This is a genomic window from Bacillus sp. PK3-067 (assembly GCF_056738645.1).
Genome location: NZ_CP096490.1, coordinates 968,841 through 994,260, shown reverse-complemented (window position 1 = coordinate 994,260; position 25,420 = coordinate 968,841). Strand labels below are relative to the sequence as shown.

The following is a 25,420-nucleotide window of genomic DNA, read 5'->3' as shown; positions in this document are numbered from 1 at the left end:
CGATGAACGCCATTCACTCTACTACTATTTCTTATAATGAAACACCTACAATAACGCAGATTCATCATTTTTATGCTTTAATGACAACATTTCAAACGAATGTATTTATAAGTAAACACGGAACACTTACTTCTATTAAAAACTTAAGCACTCTAGTATCCTTTTTCCTTACTGTAAAAAAGAGAGATCTTGTATTATTTATTTTTGAAGGAATAGATGCAAAAAGAGCTTTAAAAACACTCTTCCCTTCTTAGAATGTTTGTTATCCTCTATTCCCTCGTCTACTACCTTTCATATATGTTTTTATATTTCAAAATGATTTCCTCTATTAAAAAAGAACCCCCTAATACAATAGGGGGATTTCTAGTTTGACCTTATGAAAACTGATATAATATATATTACGTTTTTCATTCTTTAAAATAGAAAAGTTTTAATAACCTTGAAGGTAGGAATTTTTAATGAACTCGAAAGCAAAATTTAGTATTCGCTACAAAATTATGGCTGGTTATTTAGTTATCATTTTGTTCTTACTTGTTTCTTTCATTATGTTAAACAATGAGATTTCCAGCTTACAAAAATCTCGTAATTTTATTATTGATCACGATTTTAAAGTTCTCAATTTAACGAATCAAGTGGAGAAAGAGTTACTAACAATTGAAAATAAAGCGAAAGGGTTTATCATTTCTAATAACCCTACTTACGTGCAATCCCTTAATTCTGCGGAAAAGGATTACGAAAAACATTATCAAGATCTTTTTGCTTTATTAGAGGATAATCCCTCTCAGCAAGAAAAATTAAAACAGATTAACGAAAACATTACTAGTTGGATTAATAAAGAGATTCACCCACTCATTGCAAATAATAATAGTAATAATGTACAAACAATCGACACGACTCAAATTCAGTCATTACAATCACAGCTAACTAACTTCCGTAACACTGAGGAGCAACTAACGAAAAAAAGAGCTGCACAATTAGATACTGAAAATAATAAATTAGAGATTTGGTTATACAGTTTATTGTTCTTACTTTCTTGTATTTCTATTATCGTTTCACTCTATATTTCGAATGCCATTACAAAAACGATTAAAAATGTAATTCAAGCTATTAAATCCATTTCTTCTAAAGAAAAAATTACGGAAAGAATTCATGTAAATACACATGATGAAATAAAAGATCTTGCTCATACAACAAATCACCTACTAGACGAAATATCAAAAAGAGAGTGGTTACAAACTGAGCTTGCAGAATTAATTTTAATGTATCAAGGTGTATCTTCTATTGAGATGTTAGGTAAAAAAATTCTTAGTGGCATCATACAAAAAACGCAAACTTCTTGCGGTGCATTTTATGTACGTGAAGAATATGAAGAAACTGTCTACTATGTGAAAAAAGCTTCTTTCGCCGATCAAGGTGCTGATATTGGAAAACAATCCATTAAAATGGGTGAAGGTTTCATTGGACAGTCTGCTTTAGAAAAGAAAAGTTTTATTCTCAGTGACATACCCGAAGAGTTTCGTTATGTCACTAGTGGAGTATTAGAAATACGTCCTAAAAATCTACTAGTCATCCCTATCTTATTTGAGGATGAAGTGATCGCAGTAATGGAGTTAGTAAGTGTAACTGAGATTTCAGATTTACATCAAGATTTAATTCAACAAACCGTTGATAATCTAGGTTTAACAATTCATAGCATTATGGGACGTATGCGAATTCAAACTCTTTTACATGAATCACAAGCAATGACAGAAGAGTTGCAAGTTCAATCAGAAGAATTGCAAACGCAAGCGGAAGAACTACAAATGCAAGCAGAAGAATTACGAACAACGAATGAACAATTAGAGTCTAGAACTGAAGAGGCTGAGCAGAAGACAGCTGACTTACAAATTACCAAATCAGAATTAGAAGAAAAAGCAAGCGAGTTGTTACGCAGCTCAAAATACAAATCTGAGTTCCTAGCAAATATGTCACATGAATTACGCACACCATTAAATAGTATTTTACTATTATCTGAAATGTTAAGAGAAAATCATGATAACAATTTATCCGACGATGAGATTGAATTAGCAACTGTCATTCATTCATCAGGGAAAGACTTACTTACTTTAATTAATGACATACTAGATTTATCTAAAGTAGAAGCAGGCAAACTAGACATCATTTTTGAGGCAACGAACATAAGTGACATGGCAGCCAATATGCATCAAAACTTTTTACATATAGCTGCACAAAAAAATGTCGAATTTACTATTGAGGACAGTGATACGATTCCTGATCTGTTTTATACAGATGCAAAACGGATTGAGCAAATTATTAAAAACTTATTATCCAATGCATTTAAATTCACAGAAAAAGGATCCGTTTCTTTACATTTTGATTCGATAGAAACAACCAATTTAAGTCATGATATGCAGTCTATCAGTAAAGATTGGATTACAATTTCAGTAAAAGATACTGGTATTGGTATCGCTAAAGAACAGCATCAACTTATTTTCGAAGCCTTTCAACAGGCAGATGGAGCAACGATTCGAAAGTATGGTGGTACAGGATTAGGTTTATCTATTTGTAAAGAGTTTGCGAGATTATTAGGTGGTTGGATTACGTTAGAGAGTAATGTAGGAGAAGGTAGTACTTTCACCGTATATATTCCTAACCTTCCAAATGGATTACATGATATACAGTTATCCAATTTAGAAGTCGCAGCAACGATAGAAGATGTTATTCCTGCTAAAGTTGTTGAAGAAACTATCGTTACTACCGAAACAAATAACGTCTTCCAAGAGAAAACCATTTTAATTGTCGATGATGATCATCGAAATATATTTGCGTTACAAAATGCATTAAAAAAACAAAATGCCAACATTATTACTGCCCAAAACGGCATAGAGTGTTTAGAAATACTAAAAAGCAATACAAATATTGACCTTATTTTAATGGATATTATGATGCCGAATATGGACGGTTATGAAACGATGGAAAATATCCGAATGAACTTAGGGTTACATGAAATACCTATTATCGCATTAACTGCTAAAGCAATGCCAAATGATAAGGAAAAATGTTTATCTGCTGGCGCTTCAGATTATATAAGTAAACCATTAAATCTACATCAACTCTATTCGGTAATGAGTGTATGGTTAATAAAATAAGTGAGGTTTAGTTGGAGTGGAAAATAAGTATTATAATTTTGATCCATCAGTAGATACGGATGAGCGCACAAACTTAGAAATTGAATTACTATTGGAAGCGGTATTTAAACTATCAGGATTTGATTTTCGCCAATATGCTCGCACATCTATTTATAGAAGGATTTGTAATCGAATGCAGCTCTCTAATATCCCAACCATTTCAAAATTAATTGAAAAAGTAATTCACGAGGAAGGGGTTTTAGAACAGTTATTAAATGATTTCTCGATTAATGTAACTGAGATGTTCCGTAACCCTGCCTTTTTTAAAGCGCTAAGAGAGCATGTTATTCCTGAATTGAAAAAGCAACCTGAAATTAGAATTTGGCATGCTGGATGCGCAACTGGTGAAGAAGTATTATCAATGTCCATCTTACTTCACGAAGAAGGATTAAGTGAAAAGTCGGTTATTTACGCAACAGATATGAATACAAATGTGTTAGAAAAAGCAAAACAAGGTATCCTCCCGTTAAATAAAATGCAAACTTATACGAAAAACTATTTACAAGCTGGCGGTACACAAGCGTTTTCTAACTATTATTCAACAGATAATCGTTTTGCTTATTTTAATCCATCACTTTTACAAAACATTATTTTTGCACAGCATAATTTAGTAACCGATCAATCTTTTAACGAGTTTCATATTATACTTTGTCGTAACGTTTTAATTTACTTTACAAGCAAACTTCAAAATCAAGTGCAGCAACTATTTTATGAAAGCTTAGGTCACAATGGATTTCTATGTTTAGGAAATAAAGAAACTCTTCGTTTTTCAAATATAATGCCGCATTATACCCAATTTAATCCTAGTGAACAAATTTATCAAAAAATACAATAAAAAGCGTATGAAATCCTCTGTTTGGATTTCATACGCTTTTTATTTCGCATTCGTTTGTATCATAATGAGACACATATCATCTGATTGCGCTTTCTTTTGTTCTTCCTTGTAAAACCCTTCTATCTCGCCTTCTAAATCTCCCCATTTTCTTTCTGTAAAAGTACGTAATTTCTCTTCAGCCTCAAATTCATCATTTGCAATTGCTTCAAGAACACCATCTGTAAATAATACGATTTGAGCATTTTTCTCAAAAGGTATAACTGTCTTTTCAACTTTTATTTCATCAAAAAATCCTACCGCACAACTCCCGCGATCTAGTTCAACTACATTTGTTTCATCAACTAAAACATATCCAGAAGGATGCCCTGCATTGACATATTCAACTGTTCTATCTTCTGTATTAACAACTAAGTATATGGCCGTAAAATAATAGGGAATATTATCATTTTCATTATGTAAAAGGGTCATATATTTATTTAATTCTTTAATAACGAGTTCTGGATCAATTAAACATTTAATCGTTTCACGTAATACAGACGAAATAAACATACAAACTAATGAAGCAGATACACCATGTCCCATCACATCTAATAATATAATACCGTAGCGATTTTCATCGATTTTATACCAATAATACATATCTCCAGCTAGTTTAAATGAGGGCAAGTAACTTGCTTCAATTTTTAGATGATCTTCTCTTAATGGGCTACTTAATAAGTTTCTTTGTACTTGCGTAGCTAAATCTAGTTCATTCCGAAGATTTTCTTCTTGCTCTTTATGCCAATTTAATTCCGATTTCAAGCGTAACGCTACACGCATACGTGCTAATAGTTCAACTTTATTTATAGGTTTCGTAATATAATCCATTGCCCCCATATCAAGAGCTTCGGCCAATTTATTTGCATCCTCTAAAGCTGTAACAAAAATAATAGGGATATCTTTAAACTTCTCCTCTTTTTGTAATCGCCTACAAACTTCAAGTCCATCAATTTCAGGCATCATAATATCTAATAATATTAAATCAATTTCATTATGCCTGGAAGAATCTTTTCCAAACTGTATGTATTCGAAGAGCTCTTGTGCAGAATTGAGCGATACAAGATCATGATATCCGGCTTGTTTTAAAATCTTCTCAATTACAAATATGTTAACCGGATTATCATCAACAATTAAAATGGACACAAGTTATTTCCCCTTTTCTTATTTAAAATGTAAATCTATTATCATTTTCTATTTTTCTAGTATTACATACTCAGTTACAAAATGAAAATTTCTTACTCAAACATATTTATACAACAAAAGAACAAACCCCTAGAAATAGGAATTTGTTCTTTCACTCTATAAATTTCTACTTTTAATTTAACACCATTGCTTTATCATTTAAAAGACGATCTAATTCTTCCATATGATTTGTTTCATCGGCAATCATATCTTCTAGTTTTACAACTAACTCTGTCATATTTAATTTCGCTGCCTGTTCTTTTCTCGTTTCATAACGCTTAATTGTTTCATATTCTGATTGTCTAGCGGATTCTAACATTTCTCTAACATCTTCTACTTGTTTCACTGGTAAAGGGATCGTAGTGGGGGTACCACCTAGCGTCTTAATTTTCTCCGCTAAATATAGGGCATGTCCTTGTTCATCACTAATTTCAGATTCAAAGAAAGGTTTTAACACTTGTCTATATATACCAGAAACTGTAGCTGCATTATGGTTATACATAATAATTGCTGAGTATTCTCCTGCTAAATCTTCATTCAATCCTTCGATTAGTTCTTTCACATCGTGTGACATTTTCATATCTCCTCCTATACTTAATAAGTACCCCTTTTCTCATGTTTTAAACATCATTATTTTAAATTTTTTATGTATCTAAAAATGCGGCTTGCTTCAATTTACTTATCGCTTGTCTTTTAATACGAGAAACGTGCATTTGTGAAATACCTAACCGTTCCCCTGTATCTTTTTGATTTAAATTTTCTCCAAATATATAATGAATAACACTCTTTTCCGTATCATTTAATACGTTAAAAATATCCTTTAAAACGAGACGCCTTTCTGTCTCTTCATATCCTTGCTCTACTTCACCTACAGATTCAATTCTCGCTACCGAACTTCCATCAGATGAATTTTCAACTACATCATCTAAGGAAGATACTCGATAATTATTTTTCGCATCCATAATCTCTAGAACTTCCTCTTCCGATAGTCCTAAATGATTTGCGATTTCTATTATCCTCGGTGAACGTTGTAGGTGATCTGTTAGCTCCTCTATCGCAAGCTTAATTTTCCCGCCCAAATCTTTAATTCGCCTTGGAACGTGAATGCCCCAAGTTTTATCACGTAAATACTTCTTTATTTCGCCTACTATTGTAGGTATTGCAAAAGGCTCAAAGGCATTCCCTATCGAATAATCATACCTTCTTATTGCACCTAAGAGCCCTAACATGCCTACTTGTATAATATCCTCATGCATCGGTCCGCCTTTTGAATAGCGATATGCAATGGAATAGACAAGATTTTTATAATGCTCAACTAACCTTTCCTGCGCTTCATCACATTGGTTTTGTTGGAAGTCTGCAATTAGTTTAATAACGTCTTCTTTAGTAAGATTCGTAGGTTGAGATTGGATTTCCATCATTCTCCACCTGCTCTCTTTGTATATATTTTGTCATTAAAACTGTCATACCCTCATCATGCATGATTTGTATATCATCCATTAACGTATTAATTAAATATAAACCTAAACCATTTTCCGGCAAATGTTCTACTGGTTTACTAATATCATACGGACCAACTTTCCTTTTTAAGTTATTAAAATCAAAGCTAACCCCATTATCCGCAACCATAATTTCTAATCGATTTTCATATAGTCCAAAGACAATTGCAATTTCTCCAACGTCTTCTTTATATGCATGTTGTACAATATTTGTACATGCTTCACTAATAGCAATTTTCATATCTTCTATATCGTCATAAGCAAAGCCCATTCGATTCGCAACACCAGCCATTGTTAAACGAATAATAGCCACATATTCTGCCTTTGCAGGAATTTTCATTTCTATCTTTTCAAATCTCTCCATCATCCCTAGTCACCTTCTTTCTACTTTTTCAAAATCGGAATTCAAATTTAATATTTCTGTTAACCCTGTAATATCAAATAATCTTTTTAACCTTTTAGATACACCAATAAACTCTAGTTTTCCATCATTTTTCTTAACCGCTTTTAATAGCGCTATAAAAACACCTAAACCGGTGCTATCCATATAATCTACGTTATGAAAATCTACTACAATCTGAACCTCTTTTTCGCTTGCAATAGGCATAATCTTATTTTTTAAATCTGATGCCGTATATGCATCAATTTCACCATTAAGTTGTACCGTATAACCTCCATCATTTTGCAAAATATTTATTGCCAAATTCATCATTTCCGCCCCCTTATCTCGAACTTTTACTATTTAATTACCCATAAAAATTAGTTTTAAACATATTTTTTTATTTTCATTATAAATAAATTTTCTACACCTTTCTCGGCTTAACACTTAAATCGTACTAATAAATGTTTAAAACTTATAATTTTGTGTATGTATAATGTATAAACATTATTTTTAGGGGGATCTATCTATGGAAGAGCACAACTTTAAAAAGGGAGATTTCGTTCAATTTTCTTATCGACACGATCATGCTACAAAATTAGTTGGTTCCATTATTAACATACTAACGAATACAATTGTAGTTGATATAAGTAATAGCGAGGACTTATCTCATATAGAACCAAGGCAAGTCGTAAGAATAAATAATTGTAAAAAGGTAACGATGGCTTAATACATAATAGAAAGTGTAATGTTAATGAGTGGGGGGTTCTTCATCCTCCACTCATTCCTATGTAAAATACATAAAAAAGCATCCAAATTAGTTTAATTGGATGCTTTTTTATGTATTTTTATCAGTTCATTCACTTTATAGTTATATATAATAAACTTAAGATTACTATTCATTATCATACTTACGCTTTCCGTAGCATTCTAGAGAAGAATGTAACGATTAAAATAAAGACGATTGCACCTAATAACGCTGGAAGAACGAAAATGCCTCCCCATTCAGGACCCCAATGACCAAATAACGCACTACCTACCCAAGATCCAATTAATCCGGCAATCACATTACCAACTATACCTAAAGGAAAGTCTTTTCCCGTAATCATTCCAGCTAACGCACCAATAAGTCCACCTACAATACACGTAATAATAAGTCCCACAATTAAACCTCCTATATTCGTTTTATATTGGATTTATCAAGCTTTGGTATGTAACCAAAGCTTGATAAACATGTATTATTCTTTATTATCCAATCCATCACTTATCTTTTGTTTCACTTTTCCGACTTTTTCTTTTATCGTTCCCTTCGTCTTGTCCCACTTCCCTTCATTTTTCAACTTTCTATCTTCTGTAACTTCACCAATTCCTTCTTTTACTTGTCCCTTTGCCTTTTCCACTTTACCAGTAATTTGTTCTTTTAGTCCGCTCTCACTCATATTTCCCATCTCCTTTTCGTAATAGATTTATAGATTTACAGGATACAAATTTAAATAGAATACATGCATCTTCTTTCGTGTAACCATTCACCGACTCTTTCTAAATCTTTAACGAATAACAAGATCTTCCCTTCATCTAGCTTTTCTTCGTAGAAGTTTGCTTCTTCCTCATTAAGCCCTAACTCCTGCATCTTATTTCTTAACTGATCTCCCGTTTTTTGAAAGACATTAATAATGCTTGTCCCAAGTCCTTCCTCTTTTATTCCAATCGTGTTCACGTCTGCATTATCTGCGATTCTATCTGTCCTCTCTTTCTCATGTGTTAACACGTAAATATCTTTTTGTTCTATTCCTTTCTTCACTAGATCATTCGCCGCATTCATGACCTCTTTCTCCGTAATAAATTCATATACAAAAGGTTTCCTATACTTCGTTTCCATCTTTAACTTCCTCCTTTAAAATGAATTATTTGTTATATTATATGTAGTACACCTATTTTCGAAATGTTAAACATAAAATATGAAAAAAATTATGTGAATTTTAATTTTAATAGAAAATGAACAACATCATTTACCACTTTAAAACATCTTCCCCTTACAATAACTACCTAAATTAACAGAAAATTGTTATAATTAATCTTAAGGAGGGATACTATGAAAAAAATCATATCTATATGCGCACTAACCGCTCTATCTTTCACTTTAATAGGTTGTGCAAGCACCTCGGCTACAGATAAAGCTTCACAAGTTAAGCAAGAACATGCACAATATACCTTTCAATTAAACTCCGCAAATATTTCAGACATTGAAATACTGAAAACAACAAATCATACTACTTCCAAATCTCAAACAGATAACGAAGAAATGATACAATCTATCGTTTCAGCAGTTCAAAATGGAACACCTACAACAATTACTTTAGATCAAAAAAAGAGAGAATCTGCACATTCTACTATTACCGTTACATATAAAGATGACTCCAAAGAAGAGTTTCTTGTTTGGGTTGATAATAAGGAACAAATTACAATTGCTAAAGATGAGAAGAAAGATAAGGTAGAAGGTGTGATAGTAAATATTAAAGATGCTAAAATGATGAAGGATTTCTTTTAAAATTCTAGTTAACGTTAAAAAAAGAGTAGGATTACACCCTACTCTTTTGTTTAATCATGCTCAATAAATAGACCTTTATAAAATCTATTTAAAGTCTAATTTTGCTAAATCATGTTGTAAAACATTATTTCCTTCTTGTGGGTTAAATACGATTGCACTAAGACCAAAAACATTTGTAACAACATCTCTATCTTTCGGACGAATGATTCTTACTTCATAAGCAAAGAGTGCTGGAGGAAGAGCTGCTGAACGAAAAGTAACATATCGATTAGGTGGCAATGTTTGTGTTGAAGGGTCTATTAATGGTAACAATACCGGAGAACCCGATGACCAATCAAACATTTCAACTGTTACTCTACGAGTATCATCTGGATCAACATTCATAGCTTCAACAGTAAGAAATAACGTAGCGGAATGTCTACGTAATACACCCGTTGATAAAGTTTCATTATGATGTTCAAAGCATTTTTTTGGAGGGTGACCATAGCCATAACTCATACCAATTCCCCCCTTTCATTTACAATTAAGGACAAGTATTCCTTATAATATATAATGCTAGTATTCTTTTATTGAAAGGTATAAAAGCGGATTTCTATCTATATTTTTGGATATTTTATTTTTCATTTATTCGCTCTTAAATAATAAAGTGAAACTTTATTCCAAACAATATCGCTATTGCACCAAAGTAAAACAAACTGGACAACCTAGATTTCAAACTGTAAGATTAGATGTTGGTGAAATTGGGCAGCAAAGCATATAGAAAATAGGTGTTAATGTTGAAAATCAATAAAAAATTTGAACCATTAATTTTTAATATCTTTATGATTTTAGGCATATCTAGCATTATCTCTTTCGTCATGGTTTCAATGAATGTTGGATATACAGCTTTATTTCTCAAATCATGGATGAAAACATGGGGAATTGCTTTCGTACTTGCATTTTTAGCTTCTAAATTATTACCCTTTGTAGTTAAAAAGATAATGAAAATCTTCACTTTTGTTGAGAATGATGCTTAAGAATAAAGTGATGTACTGCGTAGGTTCATTCCAATTAAAAGAGTTTATTATCACAAAAACTTAACCTAGTAAAATGTTTCAAATCGAAGGAAGACACCTTAAAGGTTGTCTTTTCTTTATAAGTAAAAAAAGCCCGCCTATTTCCGTAGGCGGGCTTTATCTTTATTACACAATACGAAAGTATACTCTCTTTTTCACTGAAATTTTATGTAATTTTACATATTCATGAAAAGGTATATAGTAGACTATAAACTATGGGTATGCTCTATAAAGCTGATTCTTTTGAAAAGTGTCATTATAGATGCCCATCTATCCCAAGAGTTTAAGCTTTCAGGGGATCCATCCTATCATCTTCTCTCTTCATACAATCGATTCGCTTTATACGAGCAAACGAAAAACATACATGTCGCAACGGGGATAAATGTCAAAAAAAGTCCTCTCATTAATGCAAATGGCGTTTCAAATAAGAATGACCATAGAAATGATACACCTTGCTTATCCCATAATCCTGGCGTCAAGTATAGTTCTTTCGGATTTACAAAGGCTCCTAAATTCATTGTATTACTATACATAAATAAAAATAATATTGGCAAATAACAGATTGCTAATTCTAAAAATGTTTTAGATAGACGCTTATACTTCCCTGCTCGTGACATTGGATCTGAAAAAATGTCATCTTCACTTTCCTCATTTACCTTTTTAAAATAGTACGTACCTGACCAACGATTACCAGCTATATGCTCCCAGCCACTATCTTCAAATAATGTACAGTAATTAATAAAGTCACTTTTTCTACTAAATACTCTATGGTCTATTTTAATCGTCGCATCTTCTGGTTCTGTATATCTAAATGTATAACCAAATGTAGTGCTTTCCAGTTGATAGCCTTTCCAAGCCATCTCTTCTAACCATTTTTCCTCTTTCTCAAAGTCTAAAAAGAATTTCAATCTCCACATCATCGTTTCCCCCTAACTATACGTGTAATAAACTCTTTGTAACCTCAATAATGTGCTGCATTCTCATAAAGTCTAAGTGCAATACTTCTTTCCCGCGTTCCGTAATAACATACACTTTTCTTCGTTTATCTTCACTTTTTACTGATTCTATTAACCCTTGTTTTAATAAATTTTCAACCGCACCATACAATGTACCCGCTGCGATTTTTACTTGATGATTACTCAGTTCCTCCACCTTTTGCATAATTAAATATCCATGAGCTGGCTCTAATAAAGCTAAAAGAACGTAATACGTTGTTTCCGTTAATGGTAAATTTTTATCTCTATTCATAAAGACCTCCAATGTAACGATAAATATATAGTTAAACTGTATATGTCAAATGTAGGAATAACTTTATAACCCAAAACAAAAACGCTACCTTTTTAAAAGATAGCGTTTTTGTTTTACCCTTGCTTATTCTTCGCCTTCATTTGCTCTTCATAAACAAACTTCGCGGTCATAAAGTCGTTAGAAAAATCTTTCAATGCATTCTTCATTACATTTAATTCTTCTTGTGATTTAATTTCAATACTGTTTAAGAAATCAAATGCTTTTGATTGTTCCTCCGCAACAAAGTTTTGTGTCATATAATCATCTTGGAAGTCTTTCTTCGCCTTTTCTTTTACTTTATTCATTGCCTCTGTTTTGTTTATGCTTTTCATTGGATTTTCGAATGCTCCAGTAGGTTGTTCTGGTTTTGGCTCTTCTTTCTTTTCCGGCTGTTGCGCTGGTGCTGGTTGTTGTGGTTCCTGCTTTGGTTGTTCTTGTTGAACCGGCTGCTGCGCTACTTGTTGCTCTTTTTTCGCTAACTCATCTTTTAACTTCTTCACTTGCTCATCAAGAGATTTTTTTTCAGTTTCTAACACACTCATATCACTTTTCAACTTTTGCGTTTCTTCAAAATGTTCATCTACTAATTTATTATATTCTTTCTCAGAGTACATTTTTTCACTAGTTGATGTCGTTTTCTCTTTCATAACAACTACATTAATAATTACAAATAAGGCTACAATTCCTATTAACGCACCGAAAATCTTCTTTTTGTTCATGATTAATCCTCCAAAATGTAAAATTTCAAAAATTATCATAACAGACCAATTCGCTTTCCCCTGTCATATTTTGTCGAATCAATACAATAAAAAAAAAGCATCTGAAACAGATGCTTTTTCTCATTCTTAATACGTAAACGTAATTGTTACTAAAGAATACCCTTCTTTCGCATTGTAAGGCTCCGCTTTATAAGAAACTCGATTTGCCCCTTGCGGATAATCGATTTCACCAATTGCCTTTTTCACATCTTGCAGTGCACCATTCATTGATTGCTTGTATAGCACTTCAATTTTCTCTGGTTTTGCACTATAGCGTTGCTGCATTTTATTTTTTAATTCGGTATAGTTATTTGCGATATATTCATTTCCTAAATAGTTTAACTTTGTATCTTTTAATATTTGTTGATATGCAGGCGTTTTCGTACTACCTGCCGCAATTTTGTTTGTCAGTGTACTATAATAATTCGTTGTAGCTTGCGGGTAGTCTCCGCGGTTCCACTCATGATTTCTTGCGATTTGTTCATCTGATAAATTGAAATACGAATACGTTACGCGGCCCTGCTCATCTGGAACCGGATCATCAAATGTTGTATCAAGATGATACCATTTGTTTTCGATTTTCACTAAATTCCAAGCATGAGGTTGTCCGTCCCCAGTTCCTGTCACGAAATGATTTTCAATTCCTGCTTCTTTTAATAATTGATACGTTAATAGTGCGTAACCTTGGCAAACCGCAGAACGATTTACAAGTGCTTCATATGCTGTGTAAGCTTTATAAGACGTATCATAAGAAACATGTTTTACTACGTAATCATGAATCGCCTTCACTTTTTCGTGATCATCCATTCCAACTTGAGTAATAGAAGAAACGATTGCTTTCGCTTGTTTCATGACATATTCCGTCTGTTCTTTCGTTTCACGATATGTAATCTTAAGCGTAAATGTATAATTTCCAGGTGATCCAGAAAGTCCATATGAAACATTCGATCTATTATTATTTGTATACTCATTTTTACTTGCAACTTCTTTATATGCGTTAAAAAGTGTATTCATCACTTCGTTTGTATTATTGTTTTTCGTTTTATATGGAAGTGTAATATTTGTCTCGTATGTATTAATACGCTTTTGTACTTCCTCTTTAAACGCTGTTAATAATGCAGCATCTCCTGTATCTTTCACATCGGCATTTTTATATTTTAAAGTTTTATATAAAAACTGCGCATACTGTTCACGTGTTACTGTGCCATACGGTTCAAAATTCCCGTTCCCTGTGCCATCTGCGATTCCATTTGACTGCACTGCACTAATTGCGTTTTCTGCCCAAAATGGATTTGGAACATCCTTAAAGGTATGTTTTTGTTTTGCCGCAAGATGGAAAGCATTTGTAAGAATTTGTGCCATTTCCGCACGACTCACAGAAGCTTTCGGTCTAAATTGGCCATTTTCATCACCTTTAAAAACTCCTAAATTCGTTAAAGTTAATACCTCTTCTGGAAACATTGTAGAACTTTGATTAATATCACCGTAAGGATTTTTAAACGTAGACCCATCCTTTAATACGTAACGAGTTCCATCATTACTAAACGAACCGCCTTGTTTATTCGGTACTAACACTCGATAAATTAAAGCCGCAACTTGCTCCCTTGTCGCAACATCTCCAAAACCAAATATCCCATTCCCATAACCGGAAATAATATTTTTACTCGCTAAATCTTTAATCGCAGGATATGACCAATGTGATGTCGGCACATCAGAAAAAACACCCACTTCAGCAGCCTTCACACCACTGCCATTTGTATATAACAACGCACCACCAATCAGTGATAATGATGTAATTGATTTTAATAGTTTTGTATACATAATGTCTTCTCCCAATACGTTCTCTATTTTTGTTGGTTTATGTCGAAAAATCTAAAAATATGACAAAATATATTATACAATTAAAAGTTTTTGAGGGATATATTGAATTTTAAAATATGCAAAAATTCATATTGTTATAAGGATTCATAGTGATATTATGTTATTTTACTTGCGAATATATAAATAAAAAAACGCTCATCTGAGCGTTTCATCTATATACTTATTAGTTACTTTTTCTTCACTTAGAACTCTTCTTCGGTAATCATCCTTCGATCTAACAACTCTTTATACTTCAATATTTCTTCAGCCCCACGGCTCTCCATGCGTATATTGTATAACACTTGTTGTATTGACATTTGATTGGTCCGTTGAAACATTTACTCCATTTAGAGATAATTCTATTGAATTTTTCACTACTAATCACAAAAATATCTTATAATCTTTATATAACAAATTAATGTATTAGGAGTAGATAAAATGCCAGTTACACTCGAACTTATTCTTTTCATTCTTATAGCAATTAGTGCTGTTGGCTATTTAATAAAAGAATTTCAAAAAACTAGGAAACGAACACTTGGAATTTCACTAGAATTTTTAGTTCTTTTCTGGTCAATATGGAAAATATCAACTATCATAATCTAATTTATAAAACATAAATTCCTTCGAATGAAGTGAAACTCTAATCAGCGGGGGGGGTTATAGGATAAATTTACCGGTATTTTTACCACAACATTCATGTTAAAATCCCTTGTGAGTACGACATAACTCGACCTTATGAAGCTCCGCAGCTTTTATCGCGGAGCTTTTTTTATTTAAAATAACTATTTTGTTCATTTTTTTGATACATTTACGAAACATTCATATGTTACGTTATATAAGTCCTTTTTTAAATCTTATTCATTCTAGCAAAAAGTCCTAGTCCCCCTAGGGCTTTTTTGCATTCAAACAATGAGTTGTATTTTTTCTCAATAATCGAAACTACTTAACATAGTAAAATAATAATCGGACTGACATTCAATACCATATTACAATGGATCAAATCGCAAAAAGGCACCTTAGGGTGTCTTTTTTATAGAGAATCAGTTTAAAAACTAAAAATAAAAGAACCTCAATAAATGAGGTTCAAAAAATCTACTATTTTAAATTACCTTCGTAAAAAGCAACTCCATGTTGAACATGTTTTAAATACCACGTAATCGTCCCGCCACAAACATTTTCATTAAAACTATTAGCATATACTCCATTTGAGTAATAAAGAGTTCTTTTGAATTTACCATTAGAATACTCATAAGGAATGGAGCAGGCTGCTTGCTTCGGAGAGCTCACAGCTTTTTGTGTATCAGCTGAAGCTGCACCCATTCCTCCTGTTAATGCAATACCTGTTGCTAACGCTCCTACTACTAATTTCTTGAACATAATAAATCCCCCTTTAATAGTTTTTATAGATTACAACTTAAATGTATCACTTTTGTAATTTATGTAAATATCTTGAATATGTAGAAATATTTATTTAATTATTAGTAATATTAGGATTTTATTTTATCAAATGGAAAATAGAGGAATTAGAGAAGCATGTGAAAATACAGATAGGTTTATATTAAACGAATGTGGTCCAAGTCGGCGTAAGGCACCTTAGGGTGTCTTTTTTGTACATAAAAAAATCTCACCATCTTATAGAAACGATAAGCCCTTTAAAACAATAATTGCAACTATATTAATTTTACATTACATTAAGGTTAGAGAATGTTCTTATATTAATAAAGTGCTAAATAGTAGGTGGCAAAATGGAATTTAACGATTTGGGTATTACCATTAAAGAACTTAGAATTAAAAAAAATATATCACAATCCGAATTATGTCATGGAATATGTTCACAAAGTCAAATTAGCAAGATTGAAAAAGGTATGATTTATCCATCTAGTATATTGTTATATCAATTATCAGAAAGACTTGGTATTGATCCGAATAACATATTTGCACTAACTCAAAACAAAAGATTAAAATATGTAGAAAACGTAAAATACGTAATAAAAGATTGCTTAAAGCAAAAACAATATAAAGAACTTTATGAAATAGTAAAAAAAGAGAAAAACTTAAATAATTTTCAAACAAAAGATGAGAAACAATTTCTAATGTGGCATGAAGCAATTGCTATATTTATGGTGGATAAATCAATAAAAACTGCTTTAGATTTTTTAAATAATGCATTAAAACTGACTTTAACTAATTCTGATTTTTTATCAGAAAGAGAAATAGATATTATGCAAACAATGGCTATATTTTATGCAGAAAATAAAGAATATGAAAAAAGTATTAATATATTCAAAAGATGTTTAACTAATTTTAATAAATTAGATTTTCCTAGAGATAAAGAAATTAAATTAAAACTCATGTTAAATTTAGCAAAATGTTTCGACTTCACATATCAACATGAAGAGGCAATAAAGTATATTGATAAGGGTATCAAATTAGCAATTAATCTAAATACTTTATACTTACTAGGTGAACTATTCTATTTAAAAGGTCAGTGTTTATTAAAAATGAAACAACATAATGTAGAAGATGTTATTTATAACTGGAAAAAAGCATTATTTATATTTGAACTAACAGAAAAAGAATATTATACAAAAATGCTACCAGATGAACTTATTGAAATACAAAATAAAAAACACTCATAATTTCGTAAAAACTACTTACAAAACCCACAGAAAAAATCCCTACAGCTTTTAAACTTAGATCGATAATATTAAAATTAATTTAAGTCGGCGAAAGGCACCTTTAGATGTCTTTTCTTTATTTTTACAAGGACCTGCTCAATTAATTCTTAAAAACATACTGAGAAGCATTGTTTTATTTATCCCATTTTCATTCATGCTATATATAAAATTCTTTAATAAATCCACCTCAAACATACTTATATGCATAGGAGTATGTTTGAGGTGGAACTTCTTCAAATACTAGTTCCTTTTATAAACCGTTTTTTGATGTAGATGACATTATTCTCAATACAATAGAATGAATTATGGGAACATATTTAGCAATATATATCAAAAAACATATTAAAAAAACCCTTCACCTTAAGGTAGAAGGGATCCTCTAATTTCTATTTCAAACTACCCGAAATCTCCGTAAAGGTACCCCAAGCGCATGTGCACCTGCATCTGGATATCCTAAACTTCTTTCACCAACTACCGCTCCTCTGCCGAATGATCTTTCAACGATAGATTATATGCCTTGAAGTGCTGTTTGCAACATTTCAATTCAGATATACGACAGTAAAGAATACATTATCACAGTGTCAGCAAGCAAAAGTGTATTCTGCATTTCTGAAAACAGTAGATGGCAGATTATGACCTACTGAATCTGCTAAGAAAGAATATACAAGAACATCCTTAACATCCTCTCTATTTCCACTAATGATGATATCAAGGAAATCTTCTACTTGGAATTCTGGAGTAAACAACACAATCTTAGTTGTTCTGTTTGGTTCTAAAGAAACAAAAGTACGAGAGATTTCAACTAATTCATTTTGAGTTGGGAAAAAGGTGTTTCGACTTCTCTTAACAGTTACCGTTACATTACTAGTATGACAGCGTGAATCATTGTTTAACATAATGTTGAGAGCAGTTGGAATAATCCCATTTTCAGAAACTGGAACTCGAAACACTCCAGTAGATTTATGAGCCATATAATCACATCCTTCCAAAATAAAATATATTTACAATATATTAAATGCAAAAAACGTTCATTTTGATATGGACAAATTACATGATTAATATATCTATAATAACCCTCGGTATTACTAAGCCAATGTTTTAAAAGATTAACAAATATCGCGAGAACCAATCGAATGTATATTAAAAGTAAAAAGAATAAGTTGTCTAAAAGACCCCCTATTTTGAGCCAATAATGAGACATTATGTTAATCTTATATGTATAGTTGCACAAAATTGAGAAACTTAAGGAGACAGATAAATTTTATGAGAAAATTATCTATATTACTTACTTTCATTCTAGTATTAGTCAGTGTTACGGCTGCTTGCACACAAGATAAAACAGATAGTGCCGTTGAAAATGGTCCAATAGAAGAACCAACCGCAAAAAATGAAAATGAAGAATTAATAAATTTTGAAGAAAAAGAAGATATGAGCCGCTTGGAACAAGGTATTTTATTAGTTGGTGAGAGTGTTAAGGGAGGCTATTACTTGACCGCTGTTCAAAGTGCCTATTTAAATGCTAGCAACGATTCCGTAGTTGTTAATGTCTCTGTAAAAAATGTACGAGGTCAAACGATTGGACTATCAGAATTAAAATATAACTTAAAAGATGAAAAAGACGGAAAGATCTATAAAGGAAAGGTGCTTGATCAAAACCCTTCTGATATACAAGTTAAACCAAATGAAACGGTAGAATTGAAAATAGCTTTTGAAGTACCACGTACCGCAGATGAATATATGTTTTATATTGAAAGCTCTTTAGACCCTCTACAAACATACTGGAAAATTGATAAGCTGCAATCACAAACAAACTAAGTCTAAAATAAGCAAAAAGCAATGAAAAATTTAATATAGATACAAATGAATACTATATAAACGTAAGACCATCGATTTAATGAATCGTTGGTCTTTTTCAAAAAATGCCCCATTAAAAACTAAGAGATAAAAAAGAACTAATCTCGAGAAGAGATTAGCTCAATATATCCAAAGCTATTATGGTACATAGTTTTATGAGCAAACGTTATATAATGTTGTATGGGATACATAACCTGTCATCCCTTTATATGTAACTTTTAACCACTGTTTAGAATTACTGTAATGACCTTGAACATATTCACCAGTTACCCATGTTCCAGTAATTTTCGTACCATCATTAAATGTATGTAAGACAGGTGAATCGACAGTATAACCACTGCGCATCTTTGCACCATATACACCTACCGTACCTCCCTTTGCACAAGCTGCTACTACATTTTGATTTTCAGTAGCATTCGTAGCCGCGAAAGCAGAGCCGTTAAATGTAAATAAAGTAAATATAAAAGCTGTTAGTACTGTACAAATAGATAAACGACGTAACAAAATAAATTCCCCCTTTTTTTATAATTTACTTCTTCACAAATAATTATCTTAAATATTCTAACTATTTTCAATATATTAATGTTGAGAAATATTAGTTGTATTTTTGAAATAAGATTTTATCAAAAATAGTAACAAACTCATATTTTACTGAGAAAGAACCGAAAGAAGTCTTCTACATATCAACTATATAAAAATCCCTCCACCTTAAGGCAGAGGGACTTTCCAATTACTATTTCAAACTACCTGCAATCTCCGTAAAGATAACCCCAAGTGCATGTGCACCTGCATCTGGATATCCTAAGCTTCTTTCGCCAACTGTACCAGCGCGGCCCATGCGAGCTACGATTTCTTTCGTGTACTCTGCTCCTTTGACCGCTGCTTCTGCTCCTTTTTCAAAGGCAGTTTTTACGTCTACTTCGTTTGAGGCGCTATCTAACCAAGAGTCTACACATGGAGCAAGTGCGTCAACAAGTGTTTTGTCACCAACTACTGCTCCTCTGCCGAATGATCTTTCACCGATCAATTGGATGCCTTGCAATGCTGCTTGCAGCATTTCAGCGAATTCTTTCACTGTTAACTCACGCTTCTCGGCTGCTGCTTTACTAGCTGCGCGGAATGCACCGCCCCAAATTGGACCAGATGCGCCGCCGCAATGTTCCATAATAATCATCGAACAGCCGTCAAGGAATGATCCGATCGTTACGTTTTCTTGTTCTACAATAGAGTGCCACTCACGTTTTAATTGCTTAAATCCTTTTGCCACACTCATTCCGAAGTCGCCATCACCAGCATGCGTATCTAGCTCACAGAACGGTACTTCATTTTTAATAATAATATCGCTCATTTTATCAACGAGATAAATCATGTTGTTTAATGTAATAACATTATCTTTAATAACAGCGTGCTCTTCCGCAGTTTCTAGTTCAAATGAAACTTCCTTCTCTTCTGTCTCTTCAAGTACATTTACGTACTCTACACTTTCAACTGGACCGTCTACTTTAAACGCTGGTGTATTACATTCTTTTGATAGTAATGTTTTTAGCTCTTCATCTAACTTCATTACCGTTAAAGACATACCAGCCATATCAATACTTGTCATATAGTTACCGACGAATACTCTATTAATTTTAATGTTTCTTGCAGCTAGTTCTCTCGTAACTGCGTTGTTAAATAAGTAAAGTTCTTGCAGTGGTGTTCCGCCAAAACCGTTAACTAGAATTGCGATTTCCTCGCCATCTTTTACTCCTAAATCTTTTACAAGGTCATTTGTCATACGGTTCGCTAGTTCATCTGCTGACAGCATTTTTTCACGCTTAATTCCTGGTTCGCCGTGAATACCTACACCGTATTCCATTTCATCTTCCGCAAGTGTGAAAGTAGGTGATCCACTCGCTGGAACTGTACAAGACGTTAATGCTAAACCGATTGTGCGCACGTTAGCCGCTGCTTTTTCTGCTACAGCTTTCACCGCTCCTAAATCCATACCTGCTTCCGCTGCTGCGCCGGCAATTTTATGAACTAAAATAACGCCCGCAACGCCGCGGCGTCCTACTGTGTACAGGCTATCTTCTACCGCAATATCATCGTCCACCTTTACGTAGTCGACTTCAATTCCATCTTCCGTCGCTAAATGCGCACCGTTTTTGAAATTCATAATATCGCCGCTATAATTTTTAATAATTAATAACGTACCTTTTTTACTAGCTGTCTCTTTAATCGCTTGGTATACCTGAATTTGTGAAGGTGACGCAAACACATCTCCGCACACTGCCGCATCTAACATTCCTTTTCCGACTAATCCTGCATGTGCCGGCTCGTGACCACTACCGCCTCCACTAATTAACGTTACTTTATTTTCGTTCATTTCTTTCTTCTTAATCACTTTATATTTTTTCAAAAGCTCAAGCTCTGGATGAGCCATAACCATTCCGTTGCACATTTCCATTACTAATGTTTCTGGTTTGTTTATAATCTTTTTCATTGTAGTTCTCCCTCAATTCCTTTAATATATTGTGATATATTTGAAATCTTCTTCTTACTAACCATGTTAAAATGAAAGCGTTTTATAGTAAACGGACAAAATGGACAATCTGTCTAAAGACACCGCTCTCATTTATAGATAGGATTTTCATATTAATAACATTCTAGGGATGATTCAGATGACCTCTTCTATAATTTCTAAAAAGATAATCGCGAACTCATTGAAGTATTTAATGGAAACAGAGTCGTTTCATAAAATATCAGTGAGCGATATTATGTTACACTGTCAAATGCGTAGGCAAACTTTTTATTATCATTTTAAAGATAAATTTGAACTATTAAGCTGGATTTATAGAGAAGAAACGAGGGAAAACATTATCGACTTTCTCGATTATGAAACGTGGGAAAACATTTTCGATTTATTATTTGATTACTTTTATGAAAATCAAAAATTTTACCGAAATGCTTTTAAAGTCATTGAGCAAAACTCGTTTAATCACTATTTATTTGAGCATACGAAAAACTTATATATGAAGATTATCGATGAACTATCTGTGAGCTGTGGATTCAGCCTTTCTGATGAGACAAAAAATACGATTGCCTCCTTTTATAGTCACGGCTTCGTTGGAACGATAAAAGATTGGATTGAAAGTAAGTGCGAAGTAGATCCTTCCATTATGTCTTCTCTTATGAAAAATATGATAAACAATCAATTACTACTATTACTGGAGCAATCAGCAAAGTAATTAAAGGGTGGCAAAAGCAATGAAAAAGATTATGAATGATGTACAAAATATCGTTCAAGATATGCTGCACGGCTTTTATTTTGAACATAACGACAAAGTAAATTACGATGAAACGAATAACATCATTTATGTAAAAGATATCGAAAAAATGAAGCAAGACGTCGCTATTATAAGTGGCGGTGGTAGCGGACATGAACCTGCTGATATTGGCTATGTAGGAAAAGGTATGCTTACAGCGGCAGTAAACGGAAGCATCTTCACTCCGCCTACAGTGGAACAAATTGCGGCGGCAACTCGCCTTATGCCAAAAGATAAAAGTATACTATTCATTATTAAAAACTTTAAAGATGACGTTGAGAACTTTCTTGCGGCAAAGCAGATCGCTAAAGAAGAAGGAAGAAAAATTGACCACATCATCGTAAATGACGACGTTTCAATTGAAGATGATGCTTCTTTTAATAAAAGAAGACGCGGCGTCGCTGGTACTGTTTTCGTTCAAAAAATACTTGGTGCGGCCGCTCTTGAAGGCCATTCTCTAGAAGAACTAACAACACTTGGCCACTCTATCACTAAAAACTTACACACATTAGGAGTTGCTCTTTCCCCTGTCAACGATCCAGTAAAAGGAAAAGCTTCATTCACATTAAATGACGATGAAGTGTTTTATGGCGTAGGCATTCACGGAGAAAAAGGTTACCGTAAAGAAGCACTATCCTCTTCTGAAATATTAGCGATCGAACTAATGAACAAACTAAAAAGCATTTATCGCTGGAGAAAAGGAGACAACTTCGCTATCCTCATTAATGGACTCGGCGCAACTCCATTAATGGAACAATACATTTTCGCAAACGACATTCGCCGTTTGTATGAACTTGAAGGATTGCAAGTGACATTCGTAAAGGTTGGTACACTGTTAACTTCTTTAGATATGAAGGGTGTTTCGCTTAGTTTGCTTAAGGTAGAGGATTTGGATTGGGTGAAGTGGTTGAAGGCGGATGTTAGAGTGGGTAATTGGTAAGTAAAAATTATGATGATAAAAGCCTTTAACTATAACAAGTTAAAGGCTTTTTGCAAATTGAAATATCACTCGAGCATTCAAAAGAAATTCGTAATTGCCTCACTGAATGATGACAGGTCTTCCAAATAAAGCTGGATGATAAATTAACATCGCTCCTACAAATGAACATACTAAACAAAAAATAGCCTCGTATTTTATAACTAGAGAAGAGCTGGTATCAAGCTTTTCCCCCTCTCTTTTAAATATCATTTTTAAAGCTCTATATAATAAATACCCAATAATCGCCCCGAGGGTGTTCGTAAATAAATCATCAATATCTGTAATTCTATTATTTAACAATTGATTTAACTCAATTGCCAATGAAAAAAAGAATCCTGCACATACCGTGTTTTTTATTTTTCTAAAATACGGCCAAATCATCGGTAATAAAAAACCGAACGGCATAAACAGTACGATGTTCAAAAGATACGTAGTACTACCTACCGTATCAAATAGAGTCAAGTTAATTTGACTTACACGAATCCACGTTTCATATCTACTTATATCCCATACAGTCGCGATTTGCGTCACCTTATACACAAGCGAAAGGTAAAATAGAAAAACATGCACCCATAGAAAATGCCGAATAGATATATTGTTTTTCGCTTTAAAATAACATCCAATTTGAAATACAATACAAAACATAATTGTAAAAAAATACGTATACAAATAACTCATCAAAACTTCTGTATGCATGTGGAATCCCCTAACTTTACATTTTCATCTATTATTTAGAACATAGTTTAAGAACCAGTACTTTGTTCATATATTTAATCTTTTACTTTGTCTTCGAATATAGGGAATATATTAAAAATAAAAAAATCCCCACTTATTCATTTTCAGTCTCCTCCTTGATGTAACTTGTTTATAGGATAGGAAAAACTTTTAAAATAAAAAGTGGGGGAAATATAAAATTTTCCTTAAATTTTATGTTAGATTTTATTATTACTCTAATTACTAATCCGCTATTCGTTGTTAGGCAACAGTATGCTGAAACTTAGGTTTCACTTTATCCCTTCTCATCCCTCATACTGTAATACCCCAAATTAATAATAACCAAGAAATACCCACCCATAATTCCAGCAGCGAATGTCCACATGAATTCATGGTGTTCAATTTCATACATAATAATCGCGCCGAGTATTGCGGCTGCGAACCGATTTATCATTCCAAGCATCGGTGTTTTTTCTTTTTTTACAATGCTATCTCCGAACTTTTCAATACGCCTTCCTAAAATCCAGGCGCAGTACATACTCACCAAAAGGCCAATGCTTATCCCTACGAACTGGGCTGAAAAAGGTGTCACAAGCCATCCCAATAACATTACGCCTAGCAAACAATACATTTGTATGTTGAATGATCTTAATGCCATACGAATCATGTTATACTCCTTTATCTTTCTCATTGTAATCCCGTATCATCAATCCAATCTTCCAGGCTTCAAGCTTTCAGCTATATCTTTTTTAAAATGAGGGAATTTGATTTTGCTTACCATTAAATAAGCGAGTACGCATGTACCAAACGCCACGGAAACTGGATTCTTAAAAAAACATAAAATGAGGAGACACATTGCCGCGAATGGGATTGGCATGCCGATAAAGGTCGGGAGTTTGCTTTGCTGTGTGTTAAATCTTGCAAGCCGAAGCATGCCGCAAATACTGTAAGCAAGCGCGCATATCATCCCGATAGACTGCAAATCTTTTAACGAGGCACTATATGCAAGAATAGACGGTGCCACACCAAAAGTAACTAAATCCGCAAATGAGTCTAACTCTCCACCAATTTCCGAAACAGAATCAAGTTTCCGAGCGACCATACCATCTAAAAAGTCAAACAACATACCTGTAATAATAAAAACTGCTCCCAAATAAATATCGTGAACGAAAACAGCGTAAATAGCTAAAAGCCCACATACAAAATTTGCTATCGTAATCATATTTGGTATGAAACTCATAATACACTTCTCCTCCT

30 protein-coding genes and 1 pseudogene are annotated in these 25,420 nt (G+C 33.0%); 10 read left to right on the top strand and 21 right to left on the bottom strand.

All coding sequences use genetic code 11. The features are described from left to right. The first annotated feature begins 2 nt into the window (after window positions 1-2). From M1D73_RS05180 to M1D73_RS05170, 3 genes are all read left to right on the top strand, one after another. A complete protein-coding gene (locus M1D73_RS05180; RefSeq protein ID WP_000991356.1) occupies window positions 3-254 on the top strand; it encodes a hypothetical protein in 252 nt (83 codons plus the stop codon). Between the two features lie 204 nt (window positions 255-458). After that, window positions 459-3,149 (top strand): ATP-binding protein, encoded by a 2,691-nt coding sequence (locus tag M1D73_RS05175; RefSeq protein ID WP_001084968.1) that lies wholly within the window; start codon window positions 459-461, stop codon window positions 3,147-3,149. 16 nt (window positions 3,150-3,165) lie between these two features. Beyond that, window positions 3,166-4,023, top strand: coding sequence for a CheR family methyltransferase (locus M1D73_RS05170; protein WP_000429044.1), 858 nt, complete (start codon window positions 3,166-3,168; stop codon window positions 4,021-4,023). A 39-nt stretch (window positions 4,024-4,062) separates the two neighbouring features. On the opposite strand, the gene M1D73_RS05165 is transcribed toward M1D73_RS05170, so the two are convergent. The 5 genes from M1D73_RS05165 to rsbV form a co-directional block, all read right to left on the bottom strand. Next, a complete protein-coding gene (locus tag M1D73_RS05165) occupies window positions 4,063-5,205 on the bottom strand; it encodes a fused response regulator/phosphatase (protein ID WP_121868498.1) in 1,143 nt (380 codons plus the stop codon). Between the two features lie 172 nt (window positions 5,206-5,377). After that, the gene (locus tag M1D73_RS05160; protein ID WP_000017755.1) at window positions 5,378-5,818 is read right to left on the bottom strand and encodes a ferritin-like domain-containing protein; all 441 of its coding nucleotides are present in this window, start codon (window positions 5,816-5,818) and stop codon (window positions 5,378-5,380) included. Between the two features lie 70 nt (window positions 5,819-5,888). Next, window positions 5,889-6,665 (bottom strand): RNA polymerase sigma factor SigB, encoded by a 777-nt coding sequence (gene sigB / locus M1D73_RS05155; protein ID WP_002164611.1) that lies wholly within the window; start codon window positions 6,663-6,665, stop codon window positions 5,889-5,891. Continuing rightward, window positions 6,628-7,110, bottom strand: coding sequence for an anti-sigma B factor RsbW (rsbW, locus tag M1D73_RS05150; protein ID WP_000970576.1), 483 nt, complete (start codon window positions 7,108-7,110; stop codon window positions 6,628-6,630). Before rsbW ends, sigB begins: the two co-directional genes overlap by 38 nt. A gap of 6 nt (window positions 7,111-7,116) precedes the next feature. Continuing rightward, on the bottom strand, window positions 7,117-7,455 hold the full coding sequence (gene rsbV, locus M1D73_RS05145; protein WP_002195245.1) for an anti sigma b factor antagonist RsbV: 339 nt from the start codon (window positions 7,453-7,455) through the stop codon (window positions 7,117-7,119). Between the two features lie 196 nt (window positions 7,456-7,651). Between rsbV and M1D73_RS05140 the strand changes: the two genes are divergently transcribed. Beyond that, complete coding sequence (locus tag M1D73_RS05140) at window positions 7,652-7,852, top strand: hypothetical protein (RefSeq protein ID WP_000391011.1); 201 nt, start codon at window positions 7,652-7,654, stop codon at window positions 7,850-7,852. A gap of 181 nt (window positions 7,853-8,033) precedes the next feature. Here the strand turns inward: M1D73_RS05140 and M1D73_RS05135 are convergent, their stop codons facing one another. The 3 genes from M1D73_RS05135 to M1D73_RS05125 form a co-directional block, all read right to left on the bottom strand. After that, the gene (locus M1D73_RS05135) at window positions 8,034-8,285 is read right to left on the bottom strand and encodes a GlsB/YeaQ/YmgE family stress response membrane protein (RefSeq protein ID WP_000522903.1); all 252 of its coding nucleotides are present in this window, start codon (window positions 8,283-8,285) and stop codon (window positions 8,034-8,036) included. Between the two features lie 75 nt (window positions 8,286-8,360). Next, entirely contained in the window at window positions 8,361-8,561 is a 201-nt protein-coding gene (locus M1D73_RS05130) for a CsbD family protein (protein ID WP_000004257.1), read from the bottom strand. A gap of 50 nt (window positions 8,562-8,611) precedes the next feature. Next, window positions 8,612-9,001 carry a YflT domain-containing protein gene (locus M1D73_RS05125; protein ID WP_000448799.1) on the bottom strand — a complete coding sequence of 130 codons (390 nt, stop codon included), beginning with the start codon at window positions 8,999-9,001 and terminating at the stop codon, window positions 8,612-8,614. A gap of 213 nt (window positions 9,002-9,214) precedes the next feature. On the opposite strand from M1D73_RS05125, the gene M1D73_RS05120 reads away from it, so the two are divergent. Further along, window positions 9,215-9,670, top strand: coding sequence for a hypothetical protein (locus M1D73_RS05120; protein ID WP_121868497.1), 456 nt, complete (start codon window positions 9,215-9,217; stop codon window positions 9,668-9,670). Between the two features lie 84 nt (window positions 9,671-9,754). Here the strand turns inward: M1D73_RS05120 and M1D73_RS05115 are convergent, their stop codons facing one another. Next, window positions 9,755-10,168, bottom strand: a complete 414-nt coding sequence (locus tag M1D73_RS05115; RefSeq protein WP_000120216.1) for a hypothetical protein — start codon at window positions 10,166-10,168, stop codon at window positions 9,755-9,757. A 278-nt stretch (window positions 10,169-10,446) separates the two neighbouring features. Here M1D73_RS05115 and M1D73_RS05110 point away from each other — a divergent pair, with 278 nt between their 5' ends. Continuing rightward, on the top strand, window positions 10,447-10,686 hold the full coding sequence (locus M1D73_RS05110) for a DUF2798 domain-containing protein (RefSeq protein ID WP_000700224.1): 240 nt from the start codon (window positions 10,447-10,449) through the stop codon (window positions 10,684-10,686). A gap of 347 nt (window positions 10,687-11,033) precedes the next feature. On the opposite strand, the gene M1D73_RS05105 is transcribed toward M1D73_RS05110, so the two are convergent. From M1D73_RS05105 to M1D73_RS05085, 5 genes are all read right to left on the bottom strand, one after another. After that, window positions 11,034-11,645, bottom strand: coding sequence for a DUF2812 domain-containing protein (locus tag M1D73_RS05105; RefSeq protein WP_002195227.1), 612 nt, complete (start codon window positions 11,643-11,645; stop codon window positions 11,034-11,036). Window positions 11,646-11,658: 13 nt separating this feature from the next. Next, window positions 11,659-11,973 (bottom strand): PadR family transcriptional regulator, encoded by a 315-nt coding sequence (locus tag M1D73_RS05100; RefSeq protein WP_001078066.1) that lies wholly within the window; start codon window positions 11,971-11,973, stop codon window positions 11,659-11,661. Between the two features lie 113 nt (window positions 11,974-12,086). Next, a complete protein-coding gene (locus M1D73_RS05095; RefSeq protein ID WP_001035208.1) occupies window positions 12,087-12,731 on the bottom strand; it encodes a hypothetical protein in 645 nt (214 codons plus the stop codon). A gap of 126 nt (window positions 12,732-12,857) precedes the next feature. After that, window positions 12,858-14,591: an S-layer homology domain-containing protein gene (locus tag M1D73_RS05090; RefSeq protein ID WP_000288216.1), complete on the bottom strand. Its 1,734-nt coding sequence runs from the start codon at window positions 14,589-14,591 to the stop codon at window positions 12,858-12,860. Window positions 14,592-15,725: 1,134 nt separating this feature from the next. Continuing rightward, a complete protein-coding gene (locus M1D73_RS05085; RefSeq protein WP_000473820.1) occupies window positions 15,726-16,007 on the bottom strand; it encodes a hypothetical protein in 282 nt (93 codons plus the stop codon). Window positions 16,008-16,375: 368 nt separating this feature from the next. Between M1D73_RS05085 and M1D73_RS05080 the strand changes: the two genes are divergently transcribed. Further along, window positions 16,376-17,269: a helix-turn-helix domain-containing protein gene (locus tag M1D73_RS05080; RefSeq protein ID WP_000395467.1), complete on the top strand. Its 894-nt coding sequence runs from the start codon at window positions 16,376-16,378 to the stop codon at window positions 17,267-17,269. A gap of 425 nt (window positions 17,270-17,694) precedes the next feature. On the opposite strand, the pseudogene M1D73_RS05075 reads toward M1D73_RS05080, so the two are convergent. Together M1D73_RS05075 and M1D73_RS05070 are read right to left on the bottom strand one after the other, a co-directional pair. Continuing rightward, window positions 17,695-17,795, bottom strand: a pseudogene (locus tag M1D73_RS05075) (DAK2 domain-containing protein); the annotation flags it as partial. Between the two features lie 94 nt (window positions 17,796-17,889). After that, entirely contained in the window at window positions 17,890-18,279 is a 390-nt protein-coding gene (locus tag M1D73_RS05070) for a hypothetical protein (RefSeq protein ID WP_065211908.1), read from the bottom strand. Window positions 18,280-18,571: 292 nt separating this feature from the next. On the opposite strand from M1D73_RS05070, the gene M1D73_RS05065 reads away from it, so the two are divergent. Further along, window positions 18,572-19,123: a DUF4352 domain-containing protein gene (locus tag M1D73_RS05065; RefSeq protein ID WP_001228902.1), complete on the top strand. Its 552-nt coding sequence runs from the start codon at window positions 18,572-18,574 to the stop codon at window positions 19,121-19,123. Window positions 19,124-19,315: 192 nt separating this feature from the next. On the opposite strand, the gene M1D73_RS05060 is transcribed toward M1D73_RS05065, so the two are convergent. Both M1D73_RS05060 and dhaK read right to left on the bottom strand, forming a co-directional pair. Continuing rightward, entirely contained in the window at window positions 19,316-19,666 is a 351-nt protein-coding gene (locus tag M1D73_RS05060) for an SH3 domain-containing protein (protein ID WP_000946193.1), read from the bottom strand. A 229-nt stretch (window positions 19,667-19,895) separates the two neighbouring features. Further along, complete coding sequence (dhaK, locus tag M1D73_RS05055; protein ID WP_000720736.1) at window positions 19,896-21,647, bottom strand: dihydroxyacetone kinase subunit DhaK; 1,752 nt, start codon at window positions 21,645-21,647, stop codon at window positions 19,896-19,898. A 178-nt stretch (window positions 21,648-21,825) separates the two neighbouring features. Between dhaK and dhaS the strand changes: the two genes are divergently transcribed. Together dhaS and dhaQ are read left to right on the top strand one after the other, a co-directional pair. Next, window positions 21,826-22,392 carry a dihydroxyacetone kinase transcriptional activator DhaS gene (gene dhaS / locus M1D73_RS05050; RefSeq protein WP_000204231.1) on the top strand — a complete coding sequence of 189 codons (567 nt, stop codon included), beginning with the start codon at window positions 21,826-21,828 and terminating at the stop codon, window positions 22,390-22,392. Between the two features lie 19 nt (window positions 22,393-22,411). After that, window positions 22,412-23,410 carry a DhaKLM operon coactivator DhaQ gene (gene dhaQ, locus M1D73_RS05045; RefSeq protein WP_000723362.1) on the top strand — a complete coding sequence of 333 codons (999 nt, stop codon included), beginning with the start codon at window positions 22,412-22,414 and terminating at the stop codon, window positions 23,408-23,410. A gap of 99 nt (window positions 23,411-23,509) precedes the next feature. On the opposite strand, the gene M1D73_RS05040 is transcribed toward dhaQ, so the two are convergent. The 3 genes from M1D73_RS05040 to pssA form a co-directional block, all read right to left on the bottom strand. Further along, window positions 23,510-24,145 (bottom strand): VanZ family protein, encoded by a 636-nt coding sequence (locus tag M1D73_RS05040; protein WP_000556720.1) that lies wholly within the window; start codon window positions 24,143-24,145, stop codon window positions 23,510-23,512. Between the two features lie 313 nt (window positions 24,146-24,458). Further along, window positions 24,459-24,830, bottom strand: a complete 372-nt coding sequence (locus M1D73_RS05035; protein ID WP_000620612.1) for an ATP synthase subunit I — start codon at window positions 24,828-24,830, stop codon at window positions 24,459-24,461. Window positions 24,831-24,869: 39 nt separating this feature from the next. Next, a complete protein-coding gene (gene pssA, locus M1D73_RS05030; RefSeq protein WP_000008336.1) occupies window positions 24,870-25,403 on the bottom strand; it encodes a CDP-diacylglycerol--serine O-phosphatidyltransferase in 534 nt (177 codons plus the stop codon). Between the last annotated feature and the right edge of the window lie 17 nt (window positions 25,404-25,420).

Excerpts from the sequence above, each read along its gene's own strand:
- M1D73_RS05180 (WP_000991356.1), top strand. The coding sequence starts at position 3 with ATGAACGCCATTCACTCTACTACTATTTCTTATAATGAAACACCTACA.
- M1D73_RS05175 (WP_001084968.1), top strand. The coding sequence starts at position 459 with ATGAACTCGAAAGCAAAATTTAGTATTCGCTACAAAATTATGGCTGGT.
- M1D73_RS05160 (WP_000017755.1), bottom strand. The coding sequence starts at position 5,818 with ATGTCACACGATGTGAAAGAACTAATCGAAGGATTGAATGAAGATTTA.
- sigB (WP_002164611.1), bottom strand. The coding sequence starts at position 6,665 with ATGATGGAAATCCAATCTCAACCTACGAATCTTACTAAAGAAGACGTT.
- rsbW (WP_000970576.1), bottom strand. The coding sequence starts at position 7,110 with ATGATGGAGAGATTTGAAAAGATAGAAATGAAAATTCCTGCAAAGGCA.
- rsbV (WP_002195245.1), bottom strand. The coding sequence starts at position 7,455 with ATGATGAATTTGGCAATAAATATTTTGCAAAATGATGGAGGTTATACG.
- M1D73_RS05140 (WP_000391011.1), top strand. The coding sequence starts at position 7,652 with ATGGAAGAGCACAACTTTAAAAAGGGAGATTTCGTTCAATTTTCTTAT.
- M1D73_RS05130 (WP_000004257.1), bottom strand. The coding sequence starts at position 8,561 with ATGAGTGAGAGCGGACTAAAAGAACAAATTACTGGTAAAGTGGAAAAG.
- M1D73_RS05125 (WP_000448799.1), bottom strand. The coding sequence starts at position 9,001 with ATGGAAACGAAGTATAGGAAACCTTTTGTATATGAATTTATTACGGAG.
- M1D73_RS05120 (WP_121868497.1), top strand. The coding sequence starts at position 9,215 with ATGAAAAAAATCATATCTATATGCGCACTAACCGCTCTATCTTTCACT.
- M1D73_RS05115 (WP_000120216.1), bottom strand. The coding sequence starts at position 10,168 with ATGAGTTATGGCTATGGTCACCCTCCAAAAAAATGCTTTGAACATCAT.
- M1D73_RS05105 (WP_002195227.1), bottom strand. The coding sequence starts at position 11,645 with ATGATGTGGAGATTGAAATTCTTTTTAGACTTTGAGAAAGAGGAAAAA.
- M1D73_RS05100 (WP_001078066.1), bottom strand. The coding sequence starts at position 11,973 with ATGAATAGAGATAAAAATTTACCATTAACGGAAACAACGTATTACGTT.
- M1D73_RS05095 (WP_001035208.1), bottom strand. The coding sequence starts at position 12,731 with ATGAACAAAAAGAAGATTTTCGGTGCGTTAATAGGAATTGTAGCCTTA.
- M1D73_RS05090 (WP_000288216.1), bottom strand. The coding sequence starts at position 14,591 with ATGTATACAAAACTATTAAAATCAATTACATCATTATCACTGATTGGT.
- M1D73_RS05085 (WP_000473820.1), bottom strand. The coding sequence starts at position 16,007 with ATGTTCAAGAAATTAGTAGTAGGAGCGTTAGCAACAGGTATTGCATTA.
- M1D73_RS05080 (WP_000395467.1), top strand. The coding sequence starts at position 16,376 with ATGGAATTTAACGATTTGGGTATTACCATTAAAGAACTTAGAATTAAA.
- M1D73_RS05070 (WP_065211908.1), bottom strand. The coding sequence starts at position 18,279 with ATGGCTCATAAATCTACTGGAGTGTTTCGAGTTCCAGTTTCTGAAAAT.
- M1D73_RS05065 (WP_001228902.1), top strand. The coding sequence starts at position 18,572 with ATGAGAAAATTATCTATATTACTTACTTTCATTCTAGTATTAGTCAGT.
- dhaK (WP_000720736.1), bottom strand. The coding sequence starts at position 21,647 with ATGAAAAAGATTATAAACAAACCAGAAACATTAGTAATGGAAATGTGC.
- dhaS (WP_000204231.1), top strand. The coding sequence starts at position 21,826 with ATGACCTCTTCTATAATTTCTAAAAAGATAATCGCGAACTCATTGAAG.
- dhaQ (WP_000723362.1), top strand. The coding sequence starts at position 22,412 with ATGAAAAAGATTATGAATGATGTACAAAATATCGTTCAAGATATGCTG.
- M1D73_RS05040 (WP_000556720.1), bottom strand. The coding sequence starts at position 24,145 with ATGCATACAGAAGTTTTGATGAGTTATTTGTATACGTATTTTTTTACA.
- M1D73_RS05035 (WP_000620612.1), bottom strand. The coding sequence starts at position 24,830 with ATGATTCGTATGGCATTAAGATCATTCAACATACAAATGTATTGTTTG.
- pssA (WP_000008336.1), bottom strand. The coding sequence starts at position 25,403 with ATGAGTTTCATACCAAATATGATTACGATAGCAAATTTTGTATGTGGG.